23 protein-coding genes are annotated in these 26,307 nt (G+C 33.5%); 6 read left to right on the top strand and 17 right to left on the bottom strand.

The window, feature by feature from the left end; genetic code table 11:
- Nucleotides 1-70: 70 nt before the first annotated feature.
- The 6 genes from NST87_RS03095 to NST87_RS03070 form a co-directional block, all read right to left on the bottom strand.
- Nucleotides 71-952: an SDR family oxidoreductase gene (locus NST87_RS03095; protein WP_019468900.1), complete on the bottom strand. Its 882-nt coding sequence runs from the start codon at nucleotides 950-952 to the stop codon at nucleotides 71-73.
- A gap of 76 nt (nucleotides 953-1,028) precedes the next feature.
- On the bottom strand, nucleotides 1,029-2,153 hold the full coding sequence (locus NST87_RS03090; RefSeq protein WP_019468899.1) for an amidohydrolase: 1,125 nt from the start codon (nucleotides 2,151-2,153) through the stop codon (nucleotides 1,029-1,031).
- 6 nt (nucleotides 2,154-2,159) lie between these two features.
- Nucleotides 2,160-3,326 carry a SulP family inorganic anion transporter gene (locus tag NST87_RS03085; RefSeq protein ID WP_019468898.1) on the bottom strand — a complete coding sequence of 389 codons (1,167 nt, stop codon included), beginning with the start codon at nucleotides 3,324-3,326 and terminating at the stop codon, nucleotides 2,160-2,162.
- A gap of 228 nt (nucleotides 3,327-3,554) precedes the next feature.
- Nucleotides 3,555-4,787: an imidazolonepropionase gene (hutI, locus tag NST87_RS03080; protein WP_019468897.1), complete on the bottom strand. Its 1,233-nt coding sequence runs from the start codon at nucleotides 4,785-4,787 to the stop codon at nucleotides 3,555-3,557.
- Nucleotides 4,784-6,448: a urocanate hydratase gene (gene hutU / locus NST87_RS03075; protein WP_019468896.1), complete on the bottom strand. Its 1,665-nt coding sequence runs from the start codon at nucleotides 6,446-6,448 to the stop codon at nucleotides 4,784-4,786. Before hutU ends, hutI begins: the two co-directional genes overlap by 4 nt.
- 47 nt (nucleotides 6,449-6,495) lie before the next feature.
- Complete coding sequence (locus tag NST87_RS03070) at nucleotides 6,496-7,770, bottom strand: YjiH family protein (RefSeq protein WP_019468895.1); 1,275 nt, start codon at nucleotides 7,768-7,770, stop codon at nucleotides 6,496-6,498.
- Nucleotides 7,771-7,914: 144 nt separating this feature from the next.
- On the opposite strand from NST87_RS03070, the gene NST87_RS03065 reads away from it, so the two are divergent.
- The gene (locus NST87_RS03065) at nucleotides 7,915-8,790 is read left to right on the top strand and encodes a LysR family transcriptional regulator (protein ID WP_019468894.1); all 876 of its coding nucleotides are present in this window, start codon (nucleotides 7,915-7,917) and stop codon (nucleotides 8,788-8,790) included.
- Here NST87_RS03065 and hutG read toward each other — a convergent pair.
- Nucleotides 8,780-9,709 (bottom strand): formimidoylglutamase, encoded by a 930-nt coding sequence (gene hutG / locus NST87_RS03060; RefSeq protein WP_019468893.1) that lies wholly within the window; start codon nucleotides 9,707-9,709, stop codon nucleotides 8,780-8,782. The genes NST87_RS03065 and hutG overlap by 11 nt on opposite strands.
- Nucleotides 9,710-9,964: 255 nt before the next feature.
- On the opposite strand from hutG, the gene NST87_RS03055 reads away from it, so the two are divergent.
- A complete protein-coding gene (locus NST87_RS03055) occupies nucleotides 9,965-11,275 on the top strand; it encodes a CPBP family glutamic-type intramembrane protease (RefSeq protein WP_019468892.1) in 1,311 nt (436 codons plus the stop codon).
- Nucleotides 11,276-11,392: 117 nt separating this feature from the next.
- Here the strand turns inward: NST87_RS03055 and NST87_RS03050 are convergent, their stop codons facing one another.
- Nucleotides 11,393-12,079: a ribose 5-phosphate isomerase A gene (locus NST87_RS03050; protein ID WP_026034779.1), complete on the bottom strand. Its 687-nt coding sequence runs from the start codon at nucleotides 12,077-12,079 to the stop codon at nucleotides 11,393-11,395.
- 158 nt (nucleotides 12,080-12,237) lie between these two features.
- Between NST87_RS03050 and NST87_RS03045 the strand changes: the two genes are divergently transcribed.
- Nucleotides 12,238-12,894 (top strand): MOSC domain-containing protein, encoded by a 657-nt coding sequence (locus NST87_RS03045; RefSeq protein WP_019468890.1) that lies wholly within the window; start codon nucleotides 12,238-12,240, stop codon nucleotides 12,892-12,894.
- 276 nt (nucleotides 12,895-13,170) lie between these two features.
- On the opposite strand, the gene NST87_RS03040 is transcribed toward NST87_RS03045, so the two are convergent.
- The 3 genes from NST87_RS03040 to NST87_RS03030 all read right to left on the bottom strand — a co-directional run bounded on the left by NST87_RS03040 (nucleotide 13,171) and on the right by NST87_RS03030 (nucleotide 16,903).
- The gene (locus NST87_RS03040; protein WP_019468889.1) at nucleotides 13,171-14,199 is read right to left on the bottom strand and encodes an aldose epimerase family protein; all 1,029 of its coding nucleotides are present in this window, start codon (nucleotides 14,197-14,199) and stop codon (nucleotides 13,171-13,173) included.
- Between the two features lie 573 nt (nucleotides 14,200-14,772).
- Nucleotides 14,773-16,011 (bottom strand): ABC transporter permease, encoded by a 1,239-nt coding sequence (locus NST87_RS03035; RefSeq protein ID WP_019468888.1) that lies wholly within the window; start codon nucleotides 16,009-16,011, stop codon nucleotides 14,773-14,775.
- Nucleotides 16,004-16,903, bottom strand: a complete 900-nt coding sequence (locus tag NST87_RS03030; RefSeq protein WP_019468887.1) for an ABC transporter ATP-binding protein — start codon at nucleotides 16,901-16,903, stop codon at nucleotides 16,004-16,006. The genes NST87_RS03035 and NST87_RS03030 overlap by 8 nt, the downstream gene beginning before the upstream one ends.
- A 244-nt stretch (nucleotides 16,904-17,147) precedes the next feature.
- On the opposite strand from NST87_RS03030, the gene NST87_RS03025 reads away from it, so the two are divergent.
- Nucleotides 17,148-18,755 (top strand): ribulokinase, encoded by a 1,608-nt coding sequence (locus NST87_RS03025; RefSeq protein ID WP_026034778.1) that lies wholly within the window; start codon nucleotides 17,148-17,150, stop codon nucleotides 18,753-18,755.
- Nucleotides 18,756-18,827: 72 nt separating this feature from the next.
- Here NST87_RS03025 and NST87_RS03020 read toward each other — a convergent pair whose 3' ends face one another.
- Complete coding sequence (locus NST87_RS03020; RefSeq protein WP_019468885.1) at nucleotides 18,828-19,406, bottom strand: DUF805 domain-containing protein; 579 nt, start codon at nucleotides 19,404-19,406, stop codon at nucleotides 18,828-18,830.
- A gap of 210 nt (nucleotides 19,407-19,616) precedes the next feature.
- On the opposite strand from NST87_RS03020, the gene NST87_RS03015 reads away from it, so the two are divergent.
- Nucleotides 19,617-20,225 (top strand): DNA-3-methyladenine glycosylase, encoded by a 609-nt coding sequence (locus NST87_RS03015; RefSeq protein WP_019468884.1) that lies wholly within the window; start codon nucleotides 19,617-19,619, stop codon nucleotides 20,223-20,225.
- Between the two features lie 139 nt (nucleotides 20,226-20,364).
- Here the strand turns inward: NST87_RS03015 and NST87_RS03010 are convergent, their stop codons facing one another.
- The 4 genes from NST87_RS03010 to NST87_RS02995 form a co-directional block, all read right to left on the bottom strand.
- Nucleotides 20,365-21,693 carry a Na+/H+ antiporter NhaC family protein gene (locus NST87_RS03010; RefSeq protein ID WP_019468883.1) on the bottom strand — a complete coding sequence of 443 codons (1,329 nt, stop codon included), beginning with the start codon at nucleotides 21,691-21,693 and terminating at the stop codon, nucleotides 20,365-20,367.
- A gap of 176 nt (nucleotides 21,694-21,869) precedes the next feature.
- A complete protein-coding gene (locus NST87_RS03005; RefSeq protein ID WP_019468882.1) occupies nucleotides 21,870-22,670 on the bottom strand; it encodes a DUF4097 family beta strand repeat-containing protein in 801 nt (266 codons plus the stop codon).
- The gene (locus tag NST87_RS03000) at nucleotides 22,667-23,227 is read right to left on the bottom strand and encodes a DUF1700 domain-containing protein (RefSeq protein WP_019468881.1); all 561 of its coding nucleotides are present in this window, start codon (nucleotides 23,225-23,227) and stop codon (nucleotides 22,667-22,669) included. Before NST87_RS03000 ends, NST87_RS03005 begins: the two co-directional genes overlap by 4 nt.
- Nucleotides 23,220-23,543 carry a PadR family transcriptional regulator gene (locus NST87_RS02995; protein ID WP_019468880.1) on the bottom strand — a complete coding sequence of 108 codons (324 nt, stop codon included), beginning with the start codon at nucleotides 23,541-23,543 and terminating at the stop codon, nucleotides 23,220-23,222. The genes NST87_RS03000 and NST87_RS02995 overlap by 8 nt, the downstream gene beginning before the upstream one ends.
- A gap of 353 nt (nucleotides 23,544-23,896) precedes the next feature.
- Between NST87_RS02995 and gltS the strand changes: the two genes are divergently transcribed.
- Nucleotides 23,897-25,102 carry a sodium/glutamate symporter gene (gene gltS / locus NST87_RS02990; protein ID WP_019468879.1) on the top strand — a complete coding sequence of 402 codons (1,206 nt, stop codon included), beginning with the start codon at nucleotides 23,897-23,899 and terminating at the stop codon, nucleotides 25,100-25,102.
- Between the two features lie 138 nt (nucleotides 25,103-25,240).
- Here the strand turns inward: gltS and fni are convergent, their stop codons facing one another.
- Nucleotides 25,241-26,287: a type 2 isopentenyl-diphosphate Delta-isomerase gene (gene fni, locus NST87_RS02985; RefSeq protein ID WP_019468878.1), complete on the bottom strand. Its 1,047-nt coding sequence runs from the start codon at nucleotides 26,285-26,287 to the stop codon at nucleotides 25,241-25,243.
- Nucleotides 26,288-26,307 lie beyond the last annotated feature (20 nt).

The raw sequence follows: 26,307 nt of genomic DNA, 5'->3' as shown, positions 1-26,307 counted from the left end.
CTATGTCAAAATGTCAGTGCGTAAACCGTTCATTTAAGCACTAATCACTTTGAAATAGCCATCTATCAAATTAATCTAGTTGTGTACCACCCGTAACGCCATATACTTGACCGGTTGTGTAACTTGATTCGTCAGCTGCCAAATGAACATACACACCAGCTAATTCTACAGGTTGGCCTGCTCTACCAAGTACTTCTTTTTGACCAAATGTAGGAATTTTCGATTGTGGTTGTCCACCTGATATTTGAAGTGGTGACCAAAATGGTCCTGGTGCGACACAATTAACGCGGATACCTTTAGCACCTAATTCTTCAGACAAGCTTTTAGTCAACGATATGATTGCAGCTTTTGAAGCTGCATAATCATGTAAAATAGGACTAGGATTATAACCTTGTACAGATGATGTTGTCGTAATTGTAGCGCCTGGTTCCAGATAATCGATTGCTTTTTGTACTGTCCAAAATATTGGATACACATTCGTTTCAAAAGTTTCAGCAAATGATGCTGTATCAAAGTCTTTAAGCGTATCTCTGTATTGCTGATGACCAGCTACGAGTGTAACATTATCTAATCCACCTAACGCATGATATGCACGCTCTACTAACTCATAATTGAATTGTTCATTGCGTAAATCACCCGGTATTAGAACAGCTTTTTGTCCAGCCGATGCAATAATTTCTTTTACTTCTTCAGCATCCTCTTGTTCTGATGGCAGGTAATTAATCGCAACATCAGCACCTTCTTTAGCATAAGCTATCGCAGCAGCCCTACCTATAGCTGAATCTCCCCCTGTTACTAACATCTTTAAACCTTTCAATCTACCGTAACCAATATATGAAGTTTCTCCACAATCTGGTTTAGGGTTTAAATTTTTTTGTAAACCTGGAACAGCTTGCTCTTGTTTTGGAAAATCTGCATTTGAATATTTCGTTCTAGGATCTTGAAACGCCATGGCATAATCCTCCTCAAAAATAATGATTATAATTATTTTTTACCCAAATTAAATCCTCCATAACATAGCTATTACTTTAAGATTCATTTAATAATTTCTGTACAAATGTTACAAAGTAATCTGGTACTTTTTCTAAAATACGCTCATCGGGATCGTATTTTGGATGATGTAAATCATACTCACTATTCGAACCAATAAAGACAAATACACTTGGGTACTTATTGGCAAAACCAGAAAAATCTTCACCAATGGTTAATGGCTGTTCCATTATATTCACATTATAACCCACTTGCTTAGCAACGTTAATTGCATCCTCTGTTAATTTTTCGTCATTGATAACAGCGCCTGGCAAACGGATATATTCTGTTTCAATTTCAACATCAAATACTTCTGCCAGTCCATTACCAATTTCTCTCAACCTTTTTTCAATGAATGTACGAATCCGCTCATCAAAACTTCTCACTGTACCTTGTACATAAGCTTGATCTGCAATAACATTCCATGTGTTACCACAAGATACTTCTCCTATCGTTACCACGGCATTATCAAAAGCAGATAAATTTCTGCTCACGATGGATTGAACGCTATTGATTAATTGACCTAATACGATGACTGGATCATTACCTTGTTCAGGTTTTGCTGCATGCGCACCTTTACCTTTAATTTTAAATTCAAAACGATCTACAGAAGATGTCACAGCACCGGATTTCACTGCTAATGAACCTATATCCATGGTAGGATAATTATGATAACCTAGCACTGCTTTTGTGCCATCAATGGCACCTGACTCAGCTAATTTAACAGCACCATAGCCCAGCTCTTCGGCAGGTTGAAAAATAAAACGTACCCTGCCCTTTAATTGACCTTCAATTTCTTTTAATCTTGTAGCTACTGCTAAAATACTTGCCATATGGATATCATGCCCGCAAGCATGCATGATGCCTTCATTAGTTGACGTGAATTCATGTATAACTTCTTCATTAATTGGTAATGCATCAATATCTGATCTAACAGCAACAAATGAATCTCCTTGTCCTACTTCTGCAATCAATCCAGTTTCCAAAGGTATATCTAAAATTTTAATTTCATAACTCTCTAAAATACGTCTTAATCGTTTCGTTGTTTCATATTCATCATCCGACAATTCAGGAAACTGATGAAATGTACGTCTCCACTTTACATATTCTTCATATTGTGGCATTACATGTCACGTCCTTTCTAAATTTATAAAACGTTTTAAAAAATAATATAGTATTGTTACAATCACTACTCCGAGCGCTAAATTATTAGAAATTAGGATAAGCACCATCGTTAGTATTACGATGAAAGCATTTATTAAAGGCGCTTGGCGTATAAAAGGTATTGTGCGTCGATCAAATGTGTTCAATGAAATGGTAATAAGTACAGTAGCTAAAACAGCCATCGGAATATGTCCTATAATTTCACCAAAAACAAATAAACTTACCAGTAAAAAACTACCGGTAACAAATGTCGAAACTCTAGAATTCGCACCCATTGTCACATTAAAACGTGATTGCCCAACAAGCGCACTTCCACCATAACCACCAAATAATCCTACTACAAAATTGGCTATACCTTGACCTATCGATTCACGATTTTTATCACTTGTTGTAGCGGTTACTTCATCCACCATACCTGCTGTTAAAGTCGTTTGAACAATTGCAACAATAGCCATCATTAACCCATATAACAACGCAGTTAAGAAGAAATTAACATTTAATATTTCAGTAGGAATGCTTGGATAAGGCAGTTTAATATGTATTGAAGATAAATCATGCACATATTTAATATCAGGCTTTAATATCCACGAAAATATAGTCAATATTATGATTGATATTAATGGTGCAGGTATAATTTTGATATATCGATTGCCCAACCAAATAATTAAAAATGACACGATTGCAACAATATACGTTGCAAAAGAAATTCCCAAGATATTCTTTAGCTGAGATGTGAATAATAGTATTCCTAAAGCATTCATAAATCCAATTACCACACCTACTGGTATCAATTCTAACCATTTATTAATTTGAAAATATCCCAATATAACTTGAATGATTCCCATAAATAATGTGGCTAATATGACTGCTTGCATCCCATGACTTGCTGCTAAAGGGGCTACGACTAATGATACACCACTACTTGGTGCTGAAACCATCAGTGTTCTATTGCCAGTCAAGCTGAGTACGAGCATCATCAAACCAGTACTTAACATACCGATTGTTGGGGTCACGCCTGCTATAAATGAAAAAGCAATTGCTCCAGGCAACAATGCAAGTGCAAGTAATATACCTGTAAGCATATTCTGTACTATGTCGCCTTTCCATTGATCAATATATCCAGCGTTACTCACACTATATCTCACCCCCAACCCCTTTAATTACTATACTATCATAATTGTCAAAATATTTTATTAACTTGCGTTTTATGTACTCTTAGATTTTACGTTTATAAAGTATGTATATTACAAAAATAAATAAAATAAGAATAGAGCAAGGAACAAATCAATATTGTTGATTTCATTCCTCACTCTATCTCGTGTCAAAAGTCTTAATGGTTCATTTTAATTACAGTTTCAATTTTAAAGATTTACGCGATTATCAAATAGTACCTTACCATCCTTAATCACTCTTTCTGCGTGATTTATACCATAATGATAAGGAATATATTCATGATTCGGTGCATCCCAAATTACAATATTTGCTTTATCACCCTTATTGATGGTACCTGCATCAACATCAATCGCTTTAGCTGCATTCACTGTCACCGCATTCCAAATTTCATTTGGGGATAATTTTAATTTTAATGCTGCAATAGACATCACTAATTGTAAATTATTAGTCACACAGCTACCTGGATTGAAGTCAGTAGCTATAGCAATAGCGCCGTCGTTATCTAACATACCTCTCGCGTCTGCATATGATTCCTTATCAAGGTAAAAAGTTGTACCTGGCAGTAATACTGCAACCGTATCACTATCTTTCAATTTTTGTTTGCCTTTTTCACTAGATGCTACTAAATGATCTGCAGAGATGGCATTTTCATCAATTGCAAGTTCTAAACCACCTAATGGATCAATTTCATCCGCATGAATTTTAATATCAAAGCCTTGTTTTTTAGCCGCTTCCATATAAGCTTTAGATTCTTCTACAGTGAACACACCTGTTTCACAGAAAATATCAGCAAAGTCAGCGTACGGTTTAACTTCTGGCAATAAATCTATCATTTCTTGTAAGAAAGCTTGGTTAGACTTCGCATCCTTTGGTACAGCATGTGGCCCAAGGAATGTATGTTTCATGTCTAAATTATATTTTTTTGCTAATCGGTTCGAAACACGCAATTGTTTAAGTTCATTTTCTTTATCTAATCCATAACCACTCTTACTTTCAACTGCTAAGACACCGTGTTGTAACATGGTTAATAGGTTTTTTTCCGCTTTTTCAAAAAGTTCGTCTTCTGTCGCTTGACGTGTAGCTTCTACAGTAGATAATATGCCTCCACCTTGTTCAAGTATTTCTAAATAAGAGACACCTTGACGTTTGAGTGACATCTCATGTTCACGTGAGCCACCATGCACGAGATGCGTATGTGCTTCTACTAATGCAGGTGAAACGACTTTTCCTGAGGCATCTATTGTCTCATTTGCTTCACAAGCCTCAGAATGTTCACCCGCATAAACAATCTTGCCATCTTGCACAACTACTGTTCCATTTTCAATAATGTTTAAATCATCTAATTCTTTGCCTTTTAAAGGGCGATCGGTAGTCTTCGGTAAAATTAGTTGTTTAATGTTTTGAATGATTAAGTCGTTCATTTTTTATCTCCTTTTCCTGTAATCATTGGAATGTGAATTCCTTTTTCATTTGCTACATTAATCGCTGATTCATAACCTGCATCAGCATGTCTTACTACTCCCATACCCGGATCTGTAGTTAATACTCGTCCTAACCGTTTGTCTGCCCTTTCTGAACCATCAGCAACAACTACCATGCCGGCATGTAATGAATAACCCATACCAACACCGCCACCATGATGGAATGAAATCCAAGATCCACCTGCTGCAGTATTGATTAATGCATTTAATATTGCCCAGTCTCCTACAGCATCTGAGCCATCCTTCATACCTTCAGTCTCACGATTAGGACTAGCTACTGAACCTGAATCTAAATGATCTCGACCAATTACAATTGGCGCAGAAATTTCACCTTCACGTACAAGTCTATTTAATGCTAATCCCATTTGTGCACGTTCTCCATAACCTAACCATGCAATTCTTGAAGGCAGTCCTTGAAATGCAATTTTCTCTTGTGCTAAATCTAGCCAACGAATAAGTTTTTCATTTTCCGGAAATAGCTTTCTCATTTCCTCATCTGCACGCTCAATATCTTTAGGATCTCCGCTTAATGCTGCAAATCTAAATGGTCCCTTACCTTCACAGAATAATGGTCTGATATATGCTGGTACAAACCCAGGAAAATCAAAAGCATTTTTTAAGCCGTCATTATATGCGACTTGTCTTATATTATTTCCATAATCAAAGGCGACCGCACCTTGTTTTTGAAATTCTAACATCAATGAGACGTGTTTATGCATTGACGCTTGAGATTCTTTTACGTATTGTTTTGGGTCTTTATTGCGTAGTGCACTTGCTTCTTGTAATGAATACCCTTGTGGCACATATCCATTTAAAGGATCGTGTGCACTCGTTTGATCCGTAATAATATCAATACTAAATCCTTTATCTAAAATTGCTTGATGTACATCGACCGCATTACCAACCAATCCAATAGATAATGGTTTGCCCTGTTTGCGTGCGTCTTCTGCTAAAGTTAATGCTTCATCTAAATCTCGTGTCTTTACGTCACAATAACGTGTATCAATACGCTTATCAATGCGGGTTTCATCTACGTCAACACCGATGACAACACCGCCATTCATCGTAACAGCTAATGGTTGTGCGCCACCCATACCGCCAAGACCAGCAGTTAGCGTAATCGTCCCATTTAATTTGCCATTAAAATGTTGATTAGCGAGTTCACCAAATGTCTCATATGTACCTTGAACGATGCCTTGCGAACCAATGTAAATCCAACTACCTGCAGTCATTTGTCCGTACATCATTAATCCTTTTTGATCTAATTCATTAAAATGCTCCCAGTTTGCCCATTCAGGTACTAATACAGAATTAGACAGTAATACACGTGGTGCTTCTTCATGTGTTTTAAATACAGCAACTGGTTTACCTGATTGGACTAACATCGTTTCATCAGCTTCTAATGAACGCAGTGTAGATTCAATCGCTTCAAATGCCTCCCAATTCCGAGCTGCTTTACCTATGCCACCATAGACAACTAAATCTTCAGGTCTTTCTGCAACTTCGGGATCTAAATTATTATATAGCATTCGTAACACTGCTTCTTGTTCCCAACCTTTACATTCAATCTCTAAACCTTTTTTTGCTTTAATTTTTTTCATGAAAAATCTCTCCTTCATCGAATTTAATTCAACCTTTGTTTTGATATTTAAAATATCCATAATGCAAATGGAATTGTTATCAGTAATGTTAGTACTACTCTTTCAAACCAAATAAGCACAAGTTTTCCTACTGAAATTTTAATTTCTGTAGATAATATGACCGGAACAACGCTTGAAAAAAAGATAATCGCTGAAACACTCATTACTGCTACAGTAAATCTTGTTGCTAAATCAGCTGATTGTGCAATTGCAGCTGGTAATAACATTTCAACAATTGAAATCGTTGAAGCCTGTGCTAATACCCCCACATTTTCTACTGGGAAAATGCTGATAAATGGATAAAAGATGTAAGATATATATTCGATTACTGGTGTGAATTCCGTGATTACTAATCCTAGAAAACCAATTGACATGATAGAAGGTAAAATAGCTATAGTCATTACGACACCATCTCTTAAATTTTCAAATACATTGTCAATTAATGACTTAGACTGTTTCACAGCTAATTTTGCTTCTAACCAAGACTCTTTCAACAATGGCATGTTTCTGCGAATCTCTTCTTGATATGGTTGGTCTTTATATGTCGTATGCTTTTCAAATCTGATAGGTGGGAGTTGTACGGTAATAGCAGTAACAATAAATGTCACTACGAGTGTAAACCAAAAATATAAATTCCAATGCTGAATAATTCCTAATGTATTAGCCACAATAATCATAAACGTAGCGGAAACTGTAGAAAATCCCGTTGCTACCACTACTGCTTCTTTATGTGTGTAACTACCACTCTTGTAGACTTTGTTTGTTATCAGTAAGCCTATTGAATAACTACCAACAAGTGATGCTACTGCACCGACCGCTGATTTTCCTGGTGTCTTAAATATTGGTCGCATTATCGGACGACAAATCACACCGATAAACTCTAACAAGCCGAAACCTACTAAAAATGATAAAAATATTGCTCCTATAGGAATTAAAACGCTTAATGGTATTGCTAGCTTTTCGTATAAAAATGGTCCGATACTTTCTTTTAAAACAAAAGCAGGCCCTATATTGAAAACAACCATGAAAGCAATGAATACCCCTACTACTTTAAATAAACTAAAGATTATGTTTGTTTTCGATTCATTCCACCGCTGATTAAGAAATGGATGAATTGCACCTATAACAATTAAAATCAATACATAATATGGTAAAACAGGTTTCACTATTAATGTGATCCATTGCACAATATGATCAATCATAATTGTTGATTGACCTTGTATAGTCACAGGAACAAAGAAAAATATAATACCAATCAAGCTATAAATGAAAAATCTCCACATGTACTTCACGCCCCTAACATGAAAGTACGACTCCCTCTATATCTAAAAGTATAATATGTTATTATATAGACTACCAATATCAATAAACTAATTATTAATAGCTTTAAACTATAAATATACGAATCATTTAGGAGTGACATTCATTTGAAAATTATTCAATTAGAATATTTTATTGCCGTCGTTAAATATAATAGTTTTACAAAGGCTGCAGATTTTTTACATATAAGCCAACCATCTTTAACGAACACAATTAAAAAAATAGAAGCAGATTTAGGTTATGATTTATTTTTAAGAACTACAAAGGATATCAAAATTACAGAAAAAGGTATCCATTTTTATAACTATGCCGTTCAGCTCGTGCAAAGCTATCATCAAACGCTGGAAAAAATGTATGATTTAAAAATGGGACATGCACCTAAAATAAAATTTTCTATTCTTGAATCTTCAAATCAATGGGTCTCACAAGTAGTTGCTATGCACCAAAAGGAATATGCAGACCAAACATATCATGCTTCAGAAGTACATGATCAGAGCACCATATTAGAGCGCCTGTTAAATTTTGAAAATCATCTCGGCCTAACAAATGAACAGATTGTCCATGACGATATACACTCTGTCCCACTATATAAAGAATCTTATGTACTCATAACGCCTAAAAATACATTTCCTAATAGCAAGAAGGTTTCTATTAAATCTTTACCACTTATTTTACCTACAAAAGGTTCCCAAGTACGCAAGCATTTAGATGACTATTTTAACCGTCTAAATATTCATCCAAATATTATTATAGAAGCCGATCGCTTTGAAGCTTCAACGAATTTCGTTCATCGAGGATTAGGTTATGCAGTTATACCACGTGTTTATTACCAATCTTTTAATGCACGAGATTTAGATGCAATTGAGATTAAGCCAACACTCAGTCGTACGATTTACATCAATTACTTAAAAAAAAGAAAGCACCCTGAACGAGTACTTTCCTTTATAAATCTATGCCTTTATTATTGGAATATTAAAGAATAAAATGATGTAAAAAATTAGCTGAGAGCTTTGCTGTACGATTATCGACATCATATTTAGGGTTGGTTTCAGCAATACTAATCGTTGAGACTTTTTCATTTGGGATAATGCGTTTGGCAAGTTCAAGTACAATATGTGGAAATAGACCTAACACTGCATTAGCACTTACGCCTGGTGCGTATGCGCTATCTATTACATCCATACATATTGTAAACATAATAACGTTATGGTTGTGTATAAAACGTTCTACCTTATCTTTTACAGGAGGAGATATTTGATGTAATAATTCCTCGGCATAAACAAAGCCGATATCTTTTTCGTCTGCATAATCAAATAGACCTTGTGTATTACCACCTTGTTGTATGCCTAATACCAAATAGTCTGCTTGATTATCTTGATCTAAAATCTGCCTAAAGCTCGTTCCAGAAGTGGACTGTGCTTCTGCTCTAGTATCAAAATGCGCATCAATATTAATAATACCTAAAGAAGCATCAGGATAAACTTCTCTTATACCTAAATACTGAGCATAAGCGATATCATGGCCGCCTCCCAATAAAAAAGTCTGTTTATGTCTTTGGATTGATGTTGCAACATATTGTGCGAATTCTTTTTGAGTTTCTTCTAAGTGATCGTGATCGTGTTCTACATTACCATAATCATATATCTTGCAGTCACTCAATACAGGTAGGTTGGCAAATGCTTTCTTAATTGCGTCGGGACCTTCTTTTGCACCTAATCTTCCTTTGTTCAATTCAACACCCTTGTCTACTGCATAACCTAATAACCCCACACCTTGGCGTGTCTCACGATAGTCATCTTTGATATTTCTAAAATTTACAGTTTGAAAATGTCTAAATTGAGATGAATCTGTTTCACTATCGACTCTACCTGTCCAGAAATCACGCTGTGCTAATTTATACATAATTCTCCTCCTTTTAAAACAATATCCTCATATAAAAGTATACGCTTACATTGAATTCAATTCAATTTATGCTTTTATTTACCCAAAAATCAGCTGCTTAATTTTTCAAATGACAATTAATTATTTCATTTAGATGTTAGTTTTGGCATTACTATTACATTTCAATGATAAATATCTAAATTTAATTTATTTCTGATTAATAAATATGTATAATTAGTGATAAATGATTTTCTGAACCCTATTGGAGGTTACATAATGAATAAACAACGTATATCAGGTTTTCAATGGGCAATAATGATTTTTATTTTCTTTATTATTGCTTATGCAGCTCCTATTATACTAAAAGATTTACAAAGTACTATTTCACTTAAAACTTTTGTCTTTGACTTAAGTGCTATAGCACCATTTATTGCTGCGCTTATATGTATTATTGTTTTTAGTAAACGCAAGGCACAGTTATCTGGTTTAAAACTAACAATAGATTTAAAAGTGATTGAACGAATTCTACTTGCATTTATATTACCTTTAGTCATTTTCTTGATTGCTATGGTAAGCTTTAACATTTTTGCAGATAGTTTTGTATTATTACAAGCAGAAGATTTATCAGTTTCTATAACTGCAATTATACTCGGACAGCTAGTGATGGCATTCTTAATAGAGTTCGGTTTCCGTTCTTACTTGCAAAACATTATAGAAACGAAAATGAATACGTTTTTTGCCTCAATTATTGTTGGTATATTATATTCTATTTGGAATATAAACATGGCAATTAGCTTTGAATATACTTTATATGGTTTATTATATACATTTGCATTCTCTATGATTATAGGTGAATTGATTCGTGCTACAAAAGGTCGCACGATTTATATTGCAACGATATTCCATGCAGCAATGTCATTTGGTCTTGTTTTCTTATTCAATGAAGAGCTCGGCAGTGTTTTCGCAATGAAAGTAATTGCACTATCTACATCAGCTGTAGCAGTCGTTTACATTTTATTAAGTATTATTATTCGTGCGATACTTTATTTCTTTACGAAGCGTAGTTTAGATGAAGTCGATAGTAATAATTATTTAGACCACGTAAATGAATATTCAGAAGCATCTCAAGAAGAAGACAGCAGTGAAACATCCGATGATGCAACAACAAAATCACAAATTCATACAGAAGACGACGAGCACAGTAAATCTACTACTTCTCAAACTGAAGAGACAACAGACAAACATGTAAATTCAGATGATACTGATTCAAAAACATCAACTGAACTTATGGATGATACTGACACTCAAAATAATCACCAACAAACAAATCATGATGACAGTCGAAACAATATTATAGATGAAAACACACCACAATCACCGGAAAACAACGACGTTCAAGGAGAACATGAACATGTTAAAACACAGGTGAACGGTGCTGTTGAAAATTCTACTGAAAGAGCGCAAATAGAAGAAACATCAACAGAACATGATAATGATAAAAGTACTTCTGAGTCAATCACACAACAAAATAAAAAACGACAACGCTCACCTTTTAAATTAAAAAACAGACATGATCATCGTCGCTAACTAACAAAAAGCAGGTTACACTAATCGTATATTCAGATACCATGACTAAATCTCGTGATTATCTTAATGTATACCGTTAGTTAACCTGCTTTTATTATATTTTAATATACCGATTTATTATTTATCTAAAATTTTAACACCTGTTTGTGTACCTATAATGACTTGATCTGTAACATCGATAAAATATCCAGTTTCTAATACACCTACTAAATGAATTAAAAATTCATGCATAGCATAAGGATCGATAGATGAATTCAATGTAACATCAAGAATATAATTTCCATTATCAGTGATAAATGGGACATCATCCACCATCCGACGTATCACTTGTAAATTATCGTAAGCTGCAATTTTTTTAGAAACTAATAACCAATTAAATTTATCTACTTCTACAGGTAAATTAAACGTTTCACCTAAATATGATACACACTTAGATTCATCGACTAAAACAATAAATTTTTCCGCCATGGCGTCAATCACTTTTTCTCTAAATAATGCACCACCGCCACCTTTAATTAAATTCAAATTACTGTCCACTTCGTCTGCACCATCAATTGCAACGTCAATTTTCTCTACATCATTAACATCCACTACTCGAATACCTAATTCTTTGGCGATATAAGCGGTTTTATTAGAAGTGCATACACCTGTAATATCAATCTGTTCATGGTTCAATTTCTCAGCTAATTTTGGGACAAGCAATTCTATTGTTGAACCAGAACCAATTCCAACTACCATACCGTCGCTGATTTGGCTTAACGCGTCATTAAATGTACTAATTTTCAACTGTTTCGTATCCATAATGCGTCCCCTTTACATAACTTACTCTCACCTTTATTGTACATGAGATTGAAAAAAATACATAGCTAAAAAATATGTATAAATTTTAAATTAATATATCTTCTTGCATAATCAAATATGTGCTTTACAATAATAATACATAACCAACAAGGGGGATTGTCATGATTTATGATTTAAAAGCGATTGCTACAGGAAAAATAGAAGATTTACCTTATAGTTCTAAAAGACCGATGCGTTCAGCACTTAACAAACAGCCTTTTACCGGTAGGATGTGGCTTTCAAAAACAGGTTTTTCTGAAGATGAGCAAGAATACAAAGGACATGGCGGTCCAAATAAAGCTGTGTGTTTATATAGTGAAAAAAATTACAATTTATGGAAAGATGATGTCGCGGTTTTACCAGAGTATGCAATGTTTGGTGAAAATTTAACTGTCAAAGATTTGGATGAAAAAGACTTACATTTTGGTGATCAATTTCAATTAGGTGAAGCGATTATCGAAGTTGCAGAGATTAGAGAACCTTGTTGGAAAATACAAGAAAAGTATAAAATTCCTAACCTAATTAAACGTATGTCCAGTTCATGTAAAACTGGTTGTTACCTCAGAGTAGTTAAAGAAGGCTTTGTTAGCGCCTCATCTCAACTTCAGCTCATAAAATACGGAGAGCAAGATTCCCTTTTATCTGTATTTGAACTCAATGATATTTATTACAATGATAATAAAAATGTAGCGCGCTTAGCCTATGCTCTAAAAAATCCATATTTAACTGAAGAAAGACGACTCAAATTAGAAAAATATCTAAAACGTGCTCAAAAATAAACATCACAATATGCTAAAATGCCATATTCCAATGCGTAATAAAAAAAACAGATCCCTGTACAACAAGCATCTGTAAATATGATACATTTATAAAACTCAGGTTAAGTAACTGACAAAAGATGATATCCATACAGATTCACTAACCTGAGTATTACTTTTTAACCTATCTTCTATAGTACGGTATTATAAAACGTCGGTTGGTTATCCACAAGTATCACTTGATTACTTTGCACTAATTTAAATCACTTCAAGGTACTTGATTCAACCACGGTAATATTATTCTACTTCCCCACTCTTTTTTTCAGCAATTTTATATGAAGTCTTAGAATAAAAAGGCTGATTTGCTTCTAATATTGATGGTGCATTTTCTCCATACAAATTAATATCATTAGGTATGCATTGTGTTTCTAATGTAAATCCTGAATGTGCTTTATAAATATTAAAGTCACTTTCCCATTCGGTAGTATCATTAAAAGTAAAAATCACGACATTGGGCATATCTGTCTCAACAGACAGTTGAAAATGCTTATTTTCAACTGTCATACCTTGCTCTCCAATTTGAAACGGATGATCCAGACCACCATATTGTTTCATTTGTTCTTGAATATCATGGTGTTCACTATTAAAAATATCTTTAAATTGAAGTTGACTACGCTCAAAAACACTTTCTAAATTTAATGGTTCTTGTTTTGTTACAAAATGATCATTATCTAATAAGTGCATTTTTAATACTGAACTTGAGATGCTATGATTATCAATGACATTATTGTCTCTGTTCAAATTAAAATATACATGATTCATAGGATTAAAAATTGTTTTTTCGGTAGCTACAGCTTTATACTCAATTGTCCATTTGTGGTCAACATCATAAGTATGTATCACCTCTAAATTGATATTTCCCGGAAAATGATCATCTGACTGCTGAATTGTGGTAGAAAATACAATTTTTACTTGCCCTACTTGCTCAAATATTTCATAATCGAAATAACATTTATCTATCCCTTTAAAGCCACCGTGAATATTATTTTCACCATCGTTTGTATCTAATCGGTACGTTTTACCATCTAAGTGGAATTCAGCATTTGCTATACGTCCGCCATAACGGCCTACAGTAGCACCAAAATAAAAAGGATTTTGTTGATAGAATTCATCCGCTTCTACCACATTACCTAATACAATATTGTTATCATCATATTTCCATGACACGATACGAGCGCCATAGTTCGTGAAAACAATCTTAGTTGCTTCATTGTCTATTTTAATTAAGTCAATACCATTACTTTGTCTTTCTACTTTTGCAAACATCATCAATTACTCCCTTTCGAACCAAACATATTATTTCTCACTTTAACTTTCAGCTTTATCTTGAATAAAACTTCGATCACGACTGTAACGAACACCATTCCTGCTTTATCAAACAAGACACAATATTCTCATCAGTTTAATAATTCATTATTTTCAAAGTGAATTAAACAGCATTTTAAATTAGCTTAGATAAATATGTGCTCAAGATCTCCCCATTTACTGAGCAAAATACTTCATTCACTATTATTTAAAATTTTAAAATAGTTTACTACTTCCCTAAGTAGTTATCTTACTTTCCTATAGTGTAACAACTTAACTAAATCATTATCTATACTAATTATTAATTCTATCAAATATTATTTAAAATTGTGATGTTTTTTCTAGTTTTTTCTAGATATGTTTTATTTAGCATATTAAATGCACTTGCAAATCATTCTTTTAAGTATTTTTCATAAAAAAAGTAGGGGTGAAACCATTATGCTTTTTAGCTTCACTCTCCTACTCATATATTTTAATACGCTTCAAAAAGTTATTGCTTTATCTATAACTTATCTTAACGATTGTTAACACATTTTAATTTTTACTGAAGACACGTTTCATGGACTTCAACAAGCCTTTATCAAAACTTAATATTGTATCTTTATAACTTCTTACTGCGATATAAAGCAAGATAAATATTGTTACTATTGATAAACTCATACTTACTACAATTTCCCAAGTAGCTACGTCAGGTGTTGATGCACGTAAAAACATGATAAAAGGAGATAATAAAGGAATAAAACTTGCAACTTTTATGAGTGTCGTGTCAGGATTGATAACACCAAACATTGCCATATATAACGCAATGATACTAATCAAAGTCATCGGCATAAGTGATTGGTTAATATCTTCGATTCGCGCAGTAATCGACCCCAAAATAGCGGCCAATATAATATATGAAAGTATACCTAAAATAAGAGAAAGCATACCTACGATAATTAATTGTACTGTTAGCTCATTAGGCTCAACATCAAATCCTTTAAGCATGTCTCCAATATCAAATAGCAACACACTTATGATGCCTACAATAATGAAAATACTGATTTGTGTTAATGCCACAGCGATGACGCCACACAATTTTGCAAGTATGTGTGTTACTGGAGATATACTTGTGATAATCATTTCAATGACACGTGAGGTCTTCTCAGTTGCAATTTCCATTGCCACTTGATTGGCATAATTTATGATTATGAAAAACATGAGCATAATGCCCGCATAAACGATAATCGTATTAAATGTTTTTTGTGACTCACTTAAATTTGTCTCGTTCGCACTATCTGAAAGCACCTGTGAGCTTACTTCACTTTGAGATTGCAATTGTTTTAGCTCATCTTCAGATAGATTTAAACTAGATGCCACAAGTTTGGTTTGAATGGCTGACAAAGTAGTTTGTAATTTTTGTTCATCTGTTTTTGACACGGTATCTTTACTTAAAATTTTACCAGTCAGTTTATGATTATCATGCAAATCAATGACATACGCTTTATCTAACTTTTCATTTTTCACTTGTTGATGTGCTTGTGATTTAGTCACTTTTTTAAATTTCGCATCACTATCAAGGTGATTACTTTGTGCTTTAATCACTTTATATACTTGGTCCTGATTAACTGCAATACCAATCTTATCAGGGCCATTATCAAATAGATCGACAATTTTATTTATATTAGCCGCTGCCAACATTAATATAACTACAATCGCAGTGAAAATCATAAATGATTTTGTTTTTACTTTACTTTTATACGTAAGTGAAAAAGTAGCCCAAAATTTATCCATTTGCATCACCTACTTTAGCTATAAAAATCTCATTTAACGTTGGTTCTATAACTTGAAACCTTTTGACAAAACCATACTGAACAACGATATTATATATTTCCTCTGCAATCACTTCGTCTTCTATCAACGCTCTTATTTCCCTTTTATTCCGTTCAACCTGGATAACACCAGTAATATCATCTATTTCTGACATCGCATGATTTGTTTCAATTATAACGCTTTTATTGCCATGATTTGCTTTCACCTCATCAATTGGCCCAGAAACAACAAGTTCACCTTTATTCAAAATACAAACATCATCACATAGTTCTTCTACATGTTCCATCCTATGAGAACTATATATAATCGTCGTTCCTGCATCATTTAAATCTTTTACGGCTGATTTTAATAATTCAACATTAACTGGATCTAAACCACTAAAAGGTTCATCCAAGATTAATAATTCTGGATTATGTAACATACTTGCTAAGAGTTGGATTTTTTGCTGATTTCCTTTAGATAACGCTTCTATTTTCTTTTCTCTATTCTCTTCAATATCAAAACGATTTAACCAATAATCAATGGATTTGCTTATCTCTTTTGATTTCATCCCTTTTAATGTAGCTAAATATTTCAATTCTTCTTCTACTTTCATTTTCGGATGTAACCCTCGTTCTTCAGGCAAATATCCTATTTTATCATATATTGTTTGGTCAATCGCTTTATCTTTATATAAAATTTGTCCTTCTGTAATCGGCGTCAAACCAAGTATCATTCTAAAAGTTGTCGTCTTTCCTGCACCATTACGTCCTAAAAATCCTAGCATCTTTCCTGATTCTAAAGTTATCGATATGTCATTAACTGCTGTAAAATCCTTATATTTTTTTGTAACATTTGCTATTTTTAAGGACATGATAAGATCCCCCCCTTTAAAGTCGAATGAATATATATTGATAATAACATTTCACACCCTGAAAATACATTTCAAATTGTACTTTATATTTTTATATCATGATCTATATCAGCTCTTACTTTTTCTTATTATCTATAAACATTGTTATCTTTACAATATTTTTTGCAAGCACTATCATTAGATTAAATAAGTAATTAGAACTTATTAAAATGATTTTGGGAGGCAATGCCGCAAAAGTTACAGTATTGGGATCGATTTTGGTACAGCATCTGGTCGTGTATTTCTCGTAGATACCTCCAATGGAGAGATTATTTCTAGCTACATAGAAGCATACCCTCATGGTACAATTTCAGGTTCATTGAACGGTCATGACTTACCGCACAATTATTTTTTACAAAGCGCTGAAGATTATACAGATATATTAGAAAAAGGTGTTCAACACGTTTTATCAGAAAGTAAAATTAATCCATCAAATGTAATTGGTATGGGAATCGATTTCACGAGTTGTACTATCGTCTTTTTAGATGAATATTTCAAACCATTACATACACATGAATCATTAAAAGATGAACCACATGCTTATGTTAAGCTTTGGAAACACCATGGTGCTCAAGAAGAAGCGACATTTATGAAAAAAATAAATGACACACATAACGCAAATTGGTTAGACTTTTATGGTCATAGTGTTAATAGTGAATGGATGATTCCCAAAATATTAGAGGTTAAACACAAAGCGCCAGAAATTTTAGCGCAGAGTGCATATATTATGGAGGCTGGAGATTATATTGTTAGTCTATTAACCAATCGCAATATTCGTTCAAATTGTGGCATAGGGTTCAAAGGTTTTTACAACGAAAAAGATGGCTTTAATTATTCATTTTTTGAAGCGGTAGATAAAGACTTACCTTCGATTGTAAAAAATAAATGTGAGGCACCAGTGATAAATATTGGCGAAAGTGCGGGGACTTTAACTACTTATTACCAAAAATTATGGGGACTATCAGATAAAGTTCAAATTTCTCCTTATATTATAGATGCGCATTCAGGAGTACTCGGCGTTGGTGCAATCGAACAAGGCGAATTCACACCTGTTATAGGTACTAGCACTTGTCACCTCATGCTCGACACTAAGCAAGTTGCAATTCCTGCGATTACAGGATCAGTCAAAGATGCAATTATCCCTGGTTTATATGCTTATGAAGCCGATCAAGCTGCAGTTGGTGATTTATTTAGTTATTCAGCTAGTCAGGCGCCAGCGTACATTGTAAAACAAGCGGAAGAAGAAGGTATTACTGTATTAGAGCACTTAGAAAATTTGGCTTCTGAGATACCAATTCATCAACAGCACGTAACCATTTTAGATTGGCATAATGGTAATCGGAGTATATTAAGCAATAGTAACCTTACTGGTAGTATCTTTGGCTTAACGTTACAAACACCATTCGAAATGATTCATCGTGCTTATATGGAAGCAACGGCCTTTGGGACTAAGTTAATTATGCAACAATTTGAAGATAACCAAATACCGGTTAATACTGTTTATGCTGCTGGTGGTATACCTATTAAAAGCGAATTACTCGTAGATATATATACTAATGTCTTAAATAAAGAAGTCGTCGTTATGGATTCTTCCAATGCTACAGCATTAGGTGCAGCAATGTTAGGTGCAAATGTAGGCGGTGCTTATCAAACACTTGAAGATACAGTACATCATATGAAACAACCAGTCTATTATCGTTTACAGCCTGATCCAGAAAAGGTAAAACAATATGAAGCACTTTTTCAACGTTACAAAGCTTTGCATGATGTATTAGGAAAGCATTATCCAAATTTATCATATATTAATAACTAAAATTTATAAAAACCCAATTATGACAAAAAAACAGTTTAACAGTTTGACTTGTCATAATTGGGTTTATTTTAATTATTGCTCTCTATACATGTCGTCAATTTTAGTATATTGGTTTGCATATTTATGGCTCGGACCATATTTATTTGTCTTTCGTTCACTATCCAAGCAACTAACGACGAGCGCATAAATACCAAAACCTATATAGAATGCATATATTAATACGATGAAAATAACACTTGCCATATGATTGAAATCTGAATCTAGTATAGCTATTACTGTAAATATGATATATGAAAACACTGAAATGCCCAAATAAATAAGTGGTAGTAACATCGATCTACCTGTATCATGAAATCTTCTAATAAATATCGCCCAATTAGGTATTAAAGTAGCTAACCCATACACAGCTATATATATCACACTGATAATAAGAAAGATTACGCTTATCATAATGACCGTTTCAGATTGAGAAGCTGCAGCGCTAATTAGTGCAATCAAACCAATGATATATATAACAAACGCTGGTACTAGAAAAATCATATGCCATAAAACCATATACCAATATTCACTTCTGCGTGCACGGCCTTTGAAGTTAAAATAATTTCTCCAAAATAGTTTTAATGCTTCTCCAAATCCAATTTTTCTTTCCAAATTGCTCCCCCCGTTCCAAGTACATTTGATAAAATGTTCATTTAACTTTAATATAGTCATTGATACTTTAACTTATGCGTTTTTAATTTTTAGTAAACTTATAAGATTATTCTACCAAAATTCCCACATGCTTGTAACACAATTTTACAATTTAATAAAAAAATTTTAAAAACATTTAATTTCGAAAACTAATATATGGAGGATTAATAAATGGATTTTTTACAACGTGATACAGTCACTATCGCCAAAGATTTATTAGGTGTACGTGTCATTTTCGAAGATGATTTGCATACATTTACTGGATACATCGTTGAAACTGAAGCCTATGTTGGTGAAAAGGATCAAGCCGCTCACGGATTTAATGGCAAACGCACACCCAAAGTAGAATCATTATATAAACTTGGTGGCACTATTTATGCCCATGTGATGCATACGCATTTACTCATCAACTTTGTAACACAATTAGAAGGTGTACCTGAAGGTGTCCTGATACGTGCTGTTGAACCAGAAGAGAATATTGAAGCTATGCGTTCAAATAGAAACAAAGATGGCTTTGAATTAACAAATGGCCCAGGAAAATGGACTAAAGCATTTAATATACCAAGACATTTGGATGGTTCACGATTAAATGAAGGCAATCTAAAAATAGATACTAAAAATCGTAAACATCCCAAACACATTGAGGAAACACCGAGAATTGGCATTCCTAATAAAGGTGAATGGACGCATAAACCACTGCGCTTTATTGTTAAAGGTAATCCTTATGTTTCAAGAATTTCAAAACGTACTACTATACCACCACAAGATACATGGCGTTAATAAAAGGGAAACAGAGATTAAAATTTAATATAATCTCTGTTCCCCTAAAATATTATTAAATTATATACATTCATTTTGAATGCCTAGTTTGTGTTAGATCACTTTCACTTTCTAATAGTTAACCTAATTAAAGCACAAATTATTTAGAAAGTTTTTTGTCTTTATCAAGTAAACCAAATTGTATCGTAATAACAGTACAAATGACAAAGATTACAGGATAAAATGTGTATTTTAAAACTTCTATATAAGAAACATCTCCATATTGTTCAACCATTAACATACCACTATCGTGCGGTAGCACCATTAAGGCACAACATGCGAATATATCTAATAAGCTTGCCATTCGTTTAGGTGGCACCTTATATTCATCTCCAATTTCTTTAGCGATAGGCGCAGAAATTAAAATTGCTAAAGTATTATGTGATAAAGCAGCAGAAAGCACACCGGACATTAAACTAATCACATATTCTGCACTTTTTCGGCCTTTTGCTTTTTCTTTCATTGTTTTAATAATCCAATCAATACCACCATAATAGCGAATTAACGCCACAAGTCCAGAAACTAAAAACGCCACAAGAAAAATAAGGAACATGCTTTCCATACCTTCACCAATAGCTTTTGTAAACTGGAATATGCCCAAATCACCTTGAAGTAAACCAATGACACCTGCCATTATGATACCGATTATCAACACTAAAATAACATCTAGACCTGCGATTGCTGCTATAAGTACAAATAGATACGGTAGAATATTTATAAAATTAAAACTTAAGTCACCTTCCACCTTACCTGTTCCACCCACAACTGCATATATAACTGCAGTAATAAGTGCAGCAGGTAGCGCAATCAACACATTCATCTTAAATTTATCTTTCATCTTAGCACCAACGCCGTTTGTAGCTGCAATCGTCGTATCTGAAATAATGGATAGGTTATCACCAAAGTATGCACCTGCAATAACAGCGGCACCTGCTGCTGCGACACTTAAGTCAGCAGCTTGAGCTACAGCAACACCTACTGGAATAAAGGCAGCTTGTGCTCCCGTAGAAGTACCCAACGTTAGCGCAGCAAAACCGCTCATAATGAATATACCAGGTATGAGTAGACTTGGTGGGATGACATTCAGCCCCATATTCACCATCGCTGACTTACCGCCCATTTCTGATGTAACCGTAGAAAAGGCGCCTGCTAATAACAGTATCAAACCTAGATTAACAATACCTGAATTGCCTGCATGCGCTGTAAATATTTCTACTTTTTTAGAAAACTTTGTTTTTCTATCATAGCATGTCCAAGCAATAACGATGCCGATAAAAATAGCAACATGTCTAGGTAATTGATCAAACGCATCTTCTTTACCCATTATGGTAAAAGTGATGCCTACACCAATATATAATCCTAAAAATATGATTAACGGTAGAAGTGCTAAAACACCATATTGCTTATCACTTCTATTTAATTCCTGCATAACACTCCTCCTTTTAAACCTAGTAATTTTATATGGCTTATAGTATATCAAAAAAGAAGCAAACACAGAAATTTAAAATCTCGTCACAACTCACGCTAAAAATAAAATGTGAGCATTAGTCAAAATCAAATTGACTTGTGCTCACACAATGCTATTTAATAATTAATATTTCAAATTTAATTGATTTCAGCATTACCTGTATCTGTTTTAATATGAATGAGATTTGATCCATTTCCTACTTGCTTGTTTTTAAACAAGTGATTATTAATATCCAACTCTCCTACGTCACTTTCAAATTCTATCCGTGTATTATTAGGTTTTTTATCCGTATAATCCATTGCTATATCGCCCACATCCGTTTTCACTTTAATCGGCTTATCAGCTGGCATATCTTTGATATCAATTGATCCAGTATCAGCTTCAAATTCGCCTGAATTAAATTGAGTCATTGCCATATCCATATCTGCGACATCAACTTCAGCAATTAAACGGTCAAATTTAGCATGCGTGATATTTAATTTCCCGACATCTGCGTATAACTTAGCATAATCCGCTTTTATTTGATCAATCATAATCGAACCAGATTCAGTATTAACATTTAAATGGCTTAATGACTTAGGTAATGTGATTATGACATCATTATTTTTAAAGTCCATAAATGTAATATCGACATTGCTGTCTAATGGTTTATCTTTCACATATAACGTGCCGTTTTTTATAGTAGTATCCATATTTATTTTGTCGTTAGAACCTCGTGATTCAACTTTAAGTTGATCACCTTTTTTAAGTTTTAAATTACTATTGTTCAAATCTATATTGAGGTTTTTCACTTTATTTTCATCATATTCCTTATGATAATTCTCTGTGACTTCTTTCGACTTTTTACTTTCTATTTGAAATTGGTTTACGACACCAATGCCACAAACAATCGTTATAATTAATCCTATTACAAAAAGACTAATCAATGTTTTCTTCATGAAATCCCACTCCTTTTCACAACACTTATATTCCATTTGAGATACTTCACACAAATTAAATAAAATGCTTTAGAAATTAAATACGTAATCACAAATAACATTAATCCCATTCCAAACAATGCACCTACTGCATATACATCAAAAAGTAATACATTTTCAAATCCACTTAAAAGTCCTTTCACTAATAACAATATTGGACTTAAAACGAATGAAATTGTCGTTACAATTAATGAAATAACGATGCTTAAAACGAAAATAAACGGTACTAAAATTACAAAGAAATTTAATATACTTAAACCCATCACTGCAAAAATGGCATTCCCAACGTCGCCAAATTTTTTACTGTCAGCAGCTTTTTCTACAGCAGCTGTCGCATTCATTTCTTTAGCTAAAGTTTTAGGATCACCTAGTTCTTTTGAAATTTGTGCTTCTGTTTTACCTTCTTTTAATCCACTATAAAAATGTGTTTCATACTCATTTAAAATATCTTGACGTTCTGCATCAGAATCATGTCTCAAATGTTTATGCAATTGTTTTAAAAATTCATTTTTAGTCATTCCGTTCACTCTCCTTTATAAATACTTCTACAATATTCGAAAATGATCGCCATTCATGTAATAAGTCAACTAACCTGTCGTTACCTTGGTCAGTCACTTTATAATATTTCCTTGCTGGACCCTCTGAAGAAGGTTGGTAATATGTCGTGAGTTCTCCATTTTTCACTAATCTTCGTAGCAACGGATACACAGTTCCTTCTGCAATACTCATATGTCTCGAAATATTTTGAACGAGCGAGTAACCGTACTGGTCATCTCTTTTGATAATAAGCAGCACAATAAGCTCTAGCGCACCCTTTTTAAATTGACTATTCATATGTTACCTCCTATGTAAAACCAGTACTATACATTACACAGTAGCTGTCGAAAAGAATATAACACACACTACTATACATTGCAAGGTACTATGTTATAGATAATTAATGTATTTATTCTTCTAGCATCTTTGCGTATTAGACAAGGGAATGATTATCTGAAAATTACAAATAAAACAATCTCTATTTATTCTATTTAATATTTAATTCCAAACTAGATTTATACTATTTAAATATGTATAATAGATAGCATGGAGTTTTGTAAGCACTTTCTTTATTGTCATTTTGCACATGACTCCATCTATATAACAAGACACACAGGAGAGTTTCATTTGAAATTTAAGGGGGATTGAAAATGCTAGAGCTAGATGCAATTACTACTTTAGCAATCGCAAGTTTATTATACCTTTTAGGTATATATATTGTTAATCATATTTCAATATTAAGAAGACTTTGTATTCCTGCACCTGTTATCGGTGGTTTAATCTTCTCGATTTTAGTTGCAATATTACAATCTACAAATATCATAACAATCAAACTAGATTCTGAATTTATACAAAACTTCTTTATGCTTGCGTTCTTTACAACAATTGGATTAGGCGCTTCTTTAAAGTTATTACGTTTGGGTGGAAAAGTACTTATTTTATATTTTATATTTTGTGGTTTTCTTGCAGTCTTCCAAAACCTTATTAGTATTTCATTAGCAAAAGTATTAAACATACCACCATTATTAGGTTTAACCGCAGGTTCTATGTCTATGGAAGGTGGCCACGGTAATGCTGCCGCTTATGGTCAAACTATAAGCGACATGGGATTCGATTCTGCATTAACCGCAGCTTTAGCAGCAGCAACATTAGGTCTTGTAGCTGGTGGTTTAGTAGGTGGCCCAGTAGTAAAATTTTTAATCACTAAATATAACTTAAAACCAGAACATGCAGAAGAAACTACGACAGACTATGGTAACGTAAAATCTAATGAATACTTACATAATCGCATGAACCCTACAACTATCTTTTTCTTACAATTTACGATTGTAACTATTTGTATGGCTATTGGTTCATATTTAGGAAATACATTCTCTGATTTAACAGGTATTAACATTCCTATATATGTTGGTGCAATGTTTGTTGCAGTAATTATTCGAAATATTTCTGAATATAATAATTTAAACCTTATTGATATGAAATTCGTGGATAAAATTAGCGACATATCACTAAGCCTATTCTTATCTATCGCTTTGATGAGTATACAACTTACAGAAATATATCAATTGGCTTTACCTTTAATTATTATCGTTTTAATACAAGTCGTGTTTATCGTGCTATTCTCTATATTTATCGTGTTCCGCGGTTTGGGAAAAAATTACGATGCTGCTGTAATGATTGGTGGCTTTATTGGTCACGGTCTTGGAGCAACCCCAAATGCTATGGCAAACCTAGATGTGATTACCAAAAAATTCGGTGCTTCACCAAAATCATATCTTGTCGTACCAATCATGGGCGCATTTTTAATTGATTTGCTTGGTGTCCCAATCGTTACTACATTTATCAATCTATTCTAATGATATAATTTGATTTTTAACATAAGAAAACCTGAGACATAATGTCTCAGGTTTTTATTTTTCTATAATCATTGCATATACGAAAATCGACACAGTAGTTAATGACCTAAGCTACAAAAATGATTTCCTTATGAGTTATTAATTAGAAATATCAATATTTCGCTGATCTATCCAAGATTGTAATCTAGGACCAAAGATCATTTTCGAACCTTTTAAATCATTTATTGTAGGCGCATTTAGCATCGTCATAATTTTTTTCATATGTTCAGTAAATTGTTCAGTATAGTTTAGCGTTTCAGTAATACCATATTGTTCAACTTGATTTAAAAATGGGCGCGACATACCAACCGCACTCGCCCCGAGCGCTAAACATTTCACTGCATCTAATGGAGAGCGCACGCCACCACTAGCAAGTATATCCATATCTTTTTGAAAAGAAGTACTTTCTAATAATGATTCTACTGTCGTTTGTCCCCACATACTTAAATAGTCCATGTCCTTGTAGGCACGTCTTTCATTTTCAATATCTACAAAGTTCGTACCACCACGTCCACTCACATCTACATACCTAATGCCAATTTCATATAAGTTTTTGATTGTTTCTTTACTCATGCCAAATCCTACTTCTTTGACAATAACTGGGACATTTACCCGTTCCACAATTTGCGCAAGATTGTCCATCCATGTAGAAAAGGTTCTATTACCTTCAGGCATGACCAATTCTTGTGGTGCATTGACGTGTACTTGCAATGCTTGAGCATCTAGCAATTGTACTGATTCGACAGCTTTATCAACAGGTACATCTGCACCCACGTTACTAAATATAATCCCCTCTGGGTTTGTATCGCGCACGACTGTAAAAGATGATGCCATATTACTATTGCGTAACGCTGCATGTGTAGAACCAACTGCCATTGCAATACCGCTTTCACGAGCCACAATTGCCAATTTTTCATTAATTTGTTTCGTCCATTCACTGCCACCCGTCATCGCATTAATATAAAGTGGTTGGCTAAGTGTAAAGTCTTTTAGCGAATGCTCAAGATTAACATCACTTACATCTATACTCGGAATAGAATCATGTACAAATCGAATTTCATCAAAATCTGAGATTGTAGCATCCGTTTGTGCCATTGCAATCTCAACGTGTTCATTTTTTCTTTGTTCTCTTTTTAAATCACTCATTATTTACTCCAATCCTCAAT

The sequence above is a fragment of the Staphylococcus sp. FSL W8-0271 genome (assembly GCF_038006605.1).
In the GTDB taxonomy this organism is placed as follows: Bacteria; Bacillota; Bacilli; order Staphylococcales; family Staphylococcaceae; genus Staphylococcus; species Staphylococcus cohnii.
The sequence above is the reverse complement of the archived record's forward strand: the minus strand, read 5'-3'. Positions and strand labels throughout refer to the sequence as shown.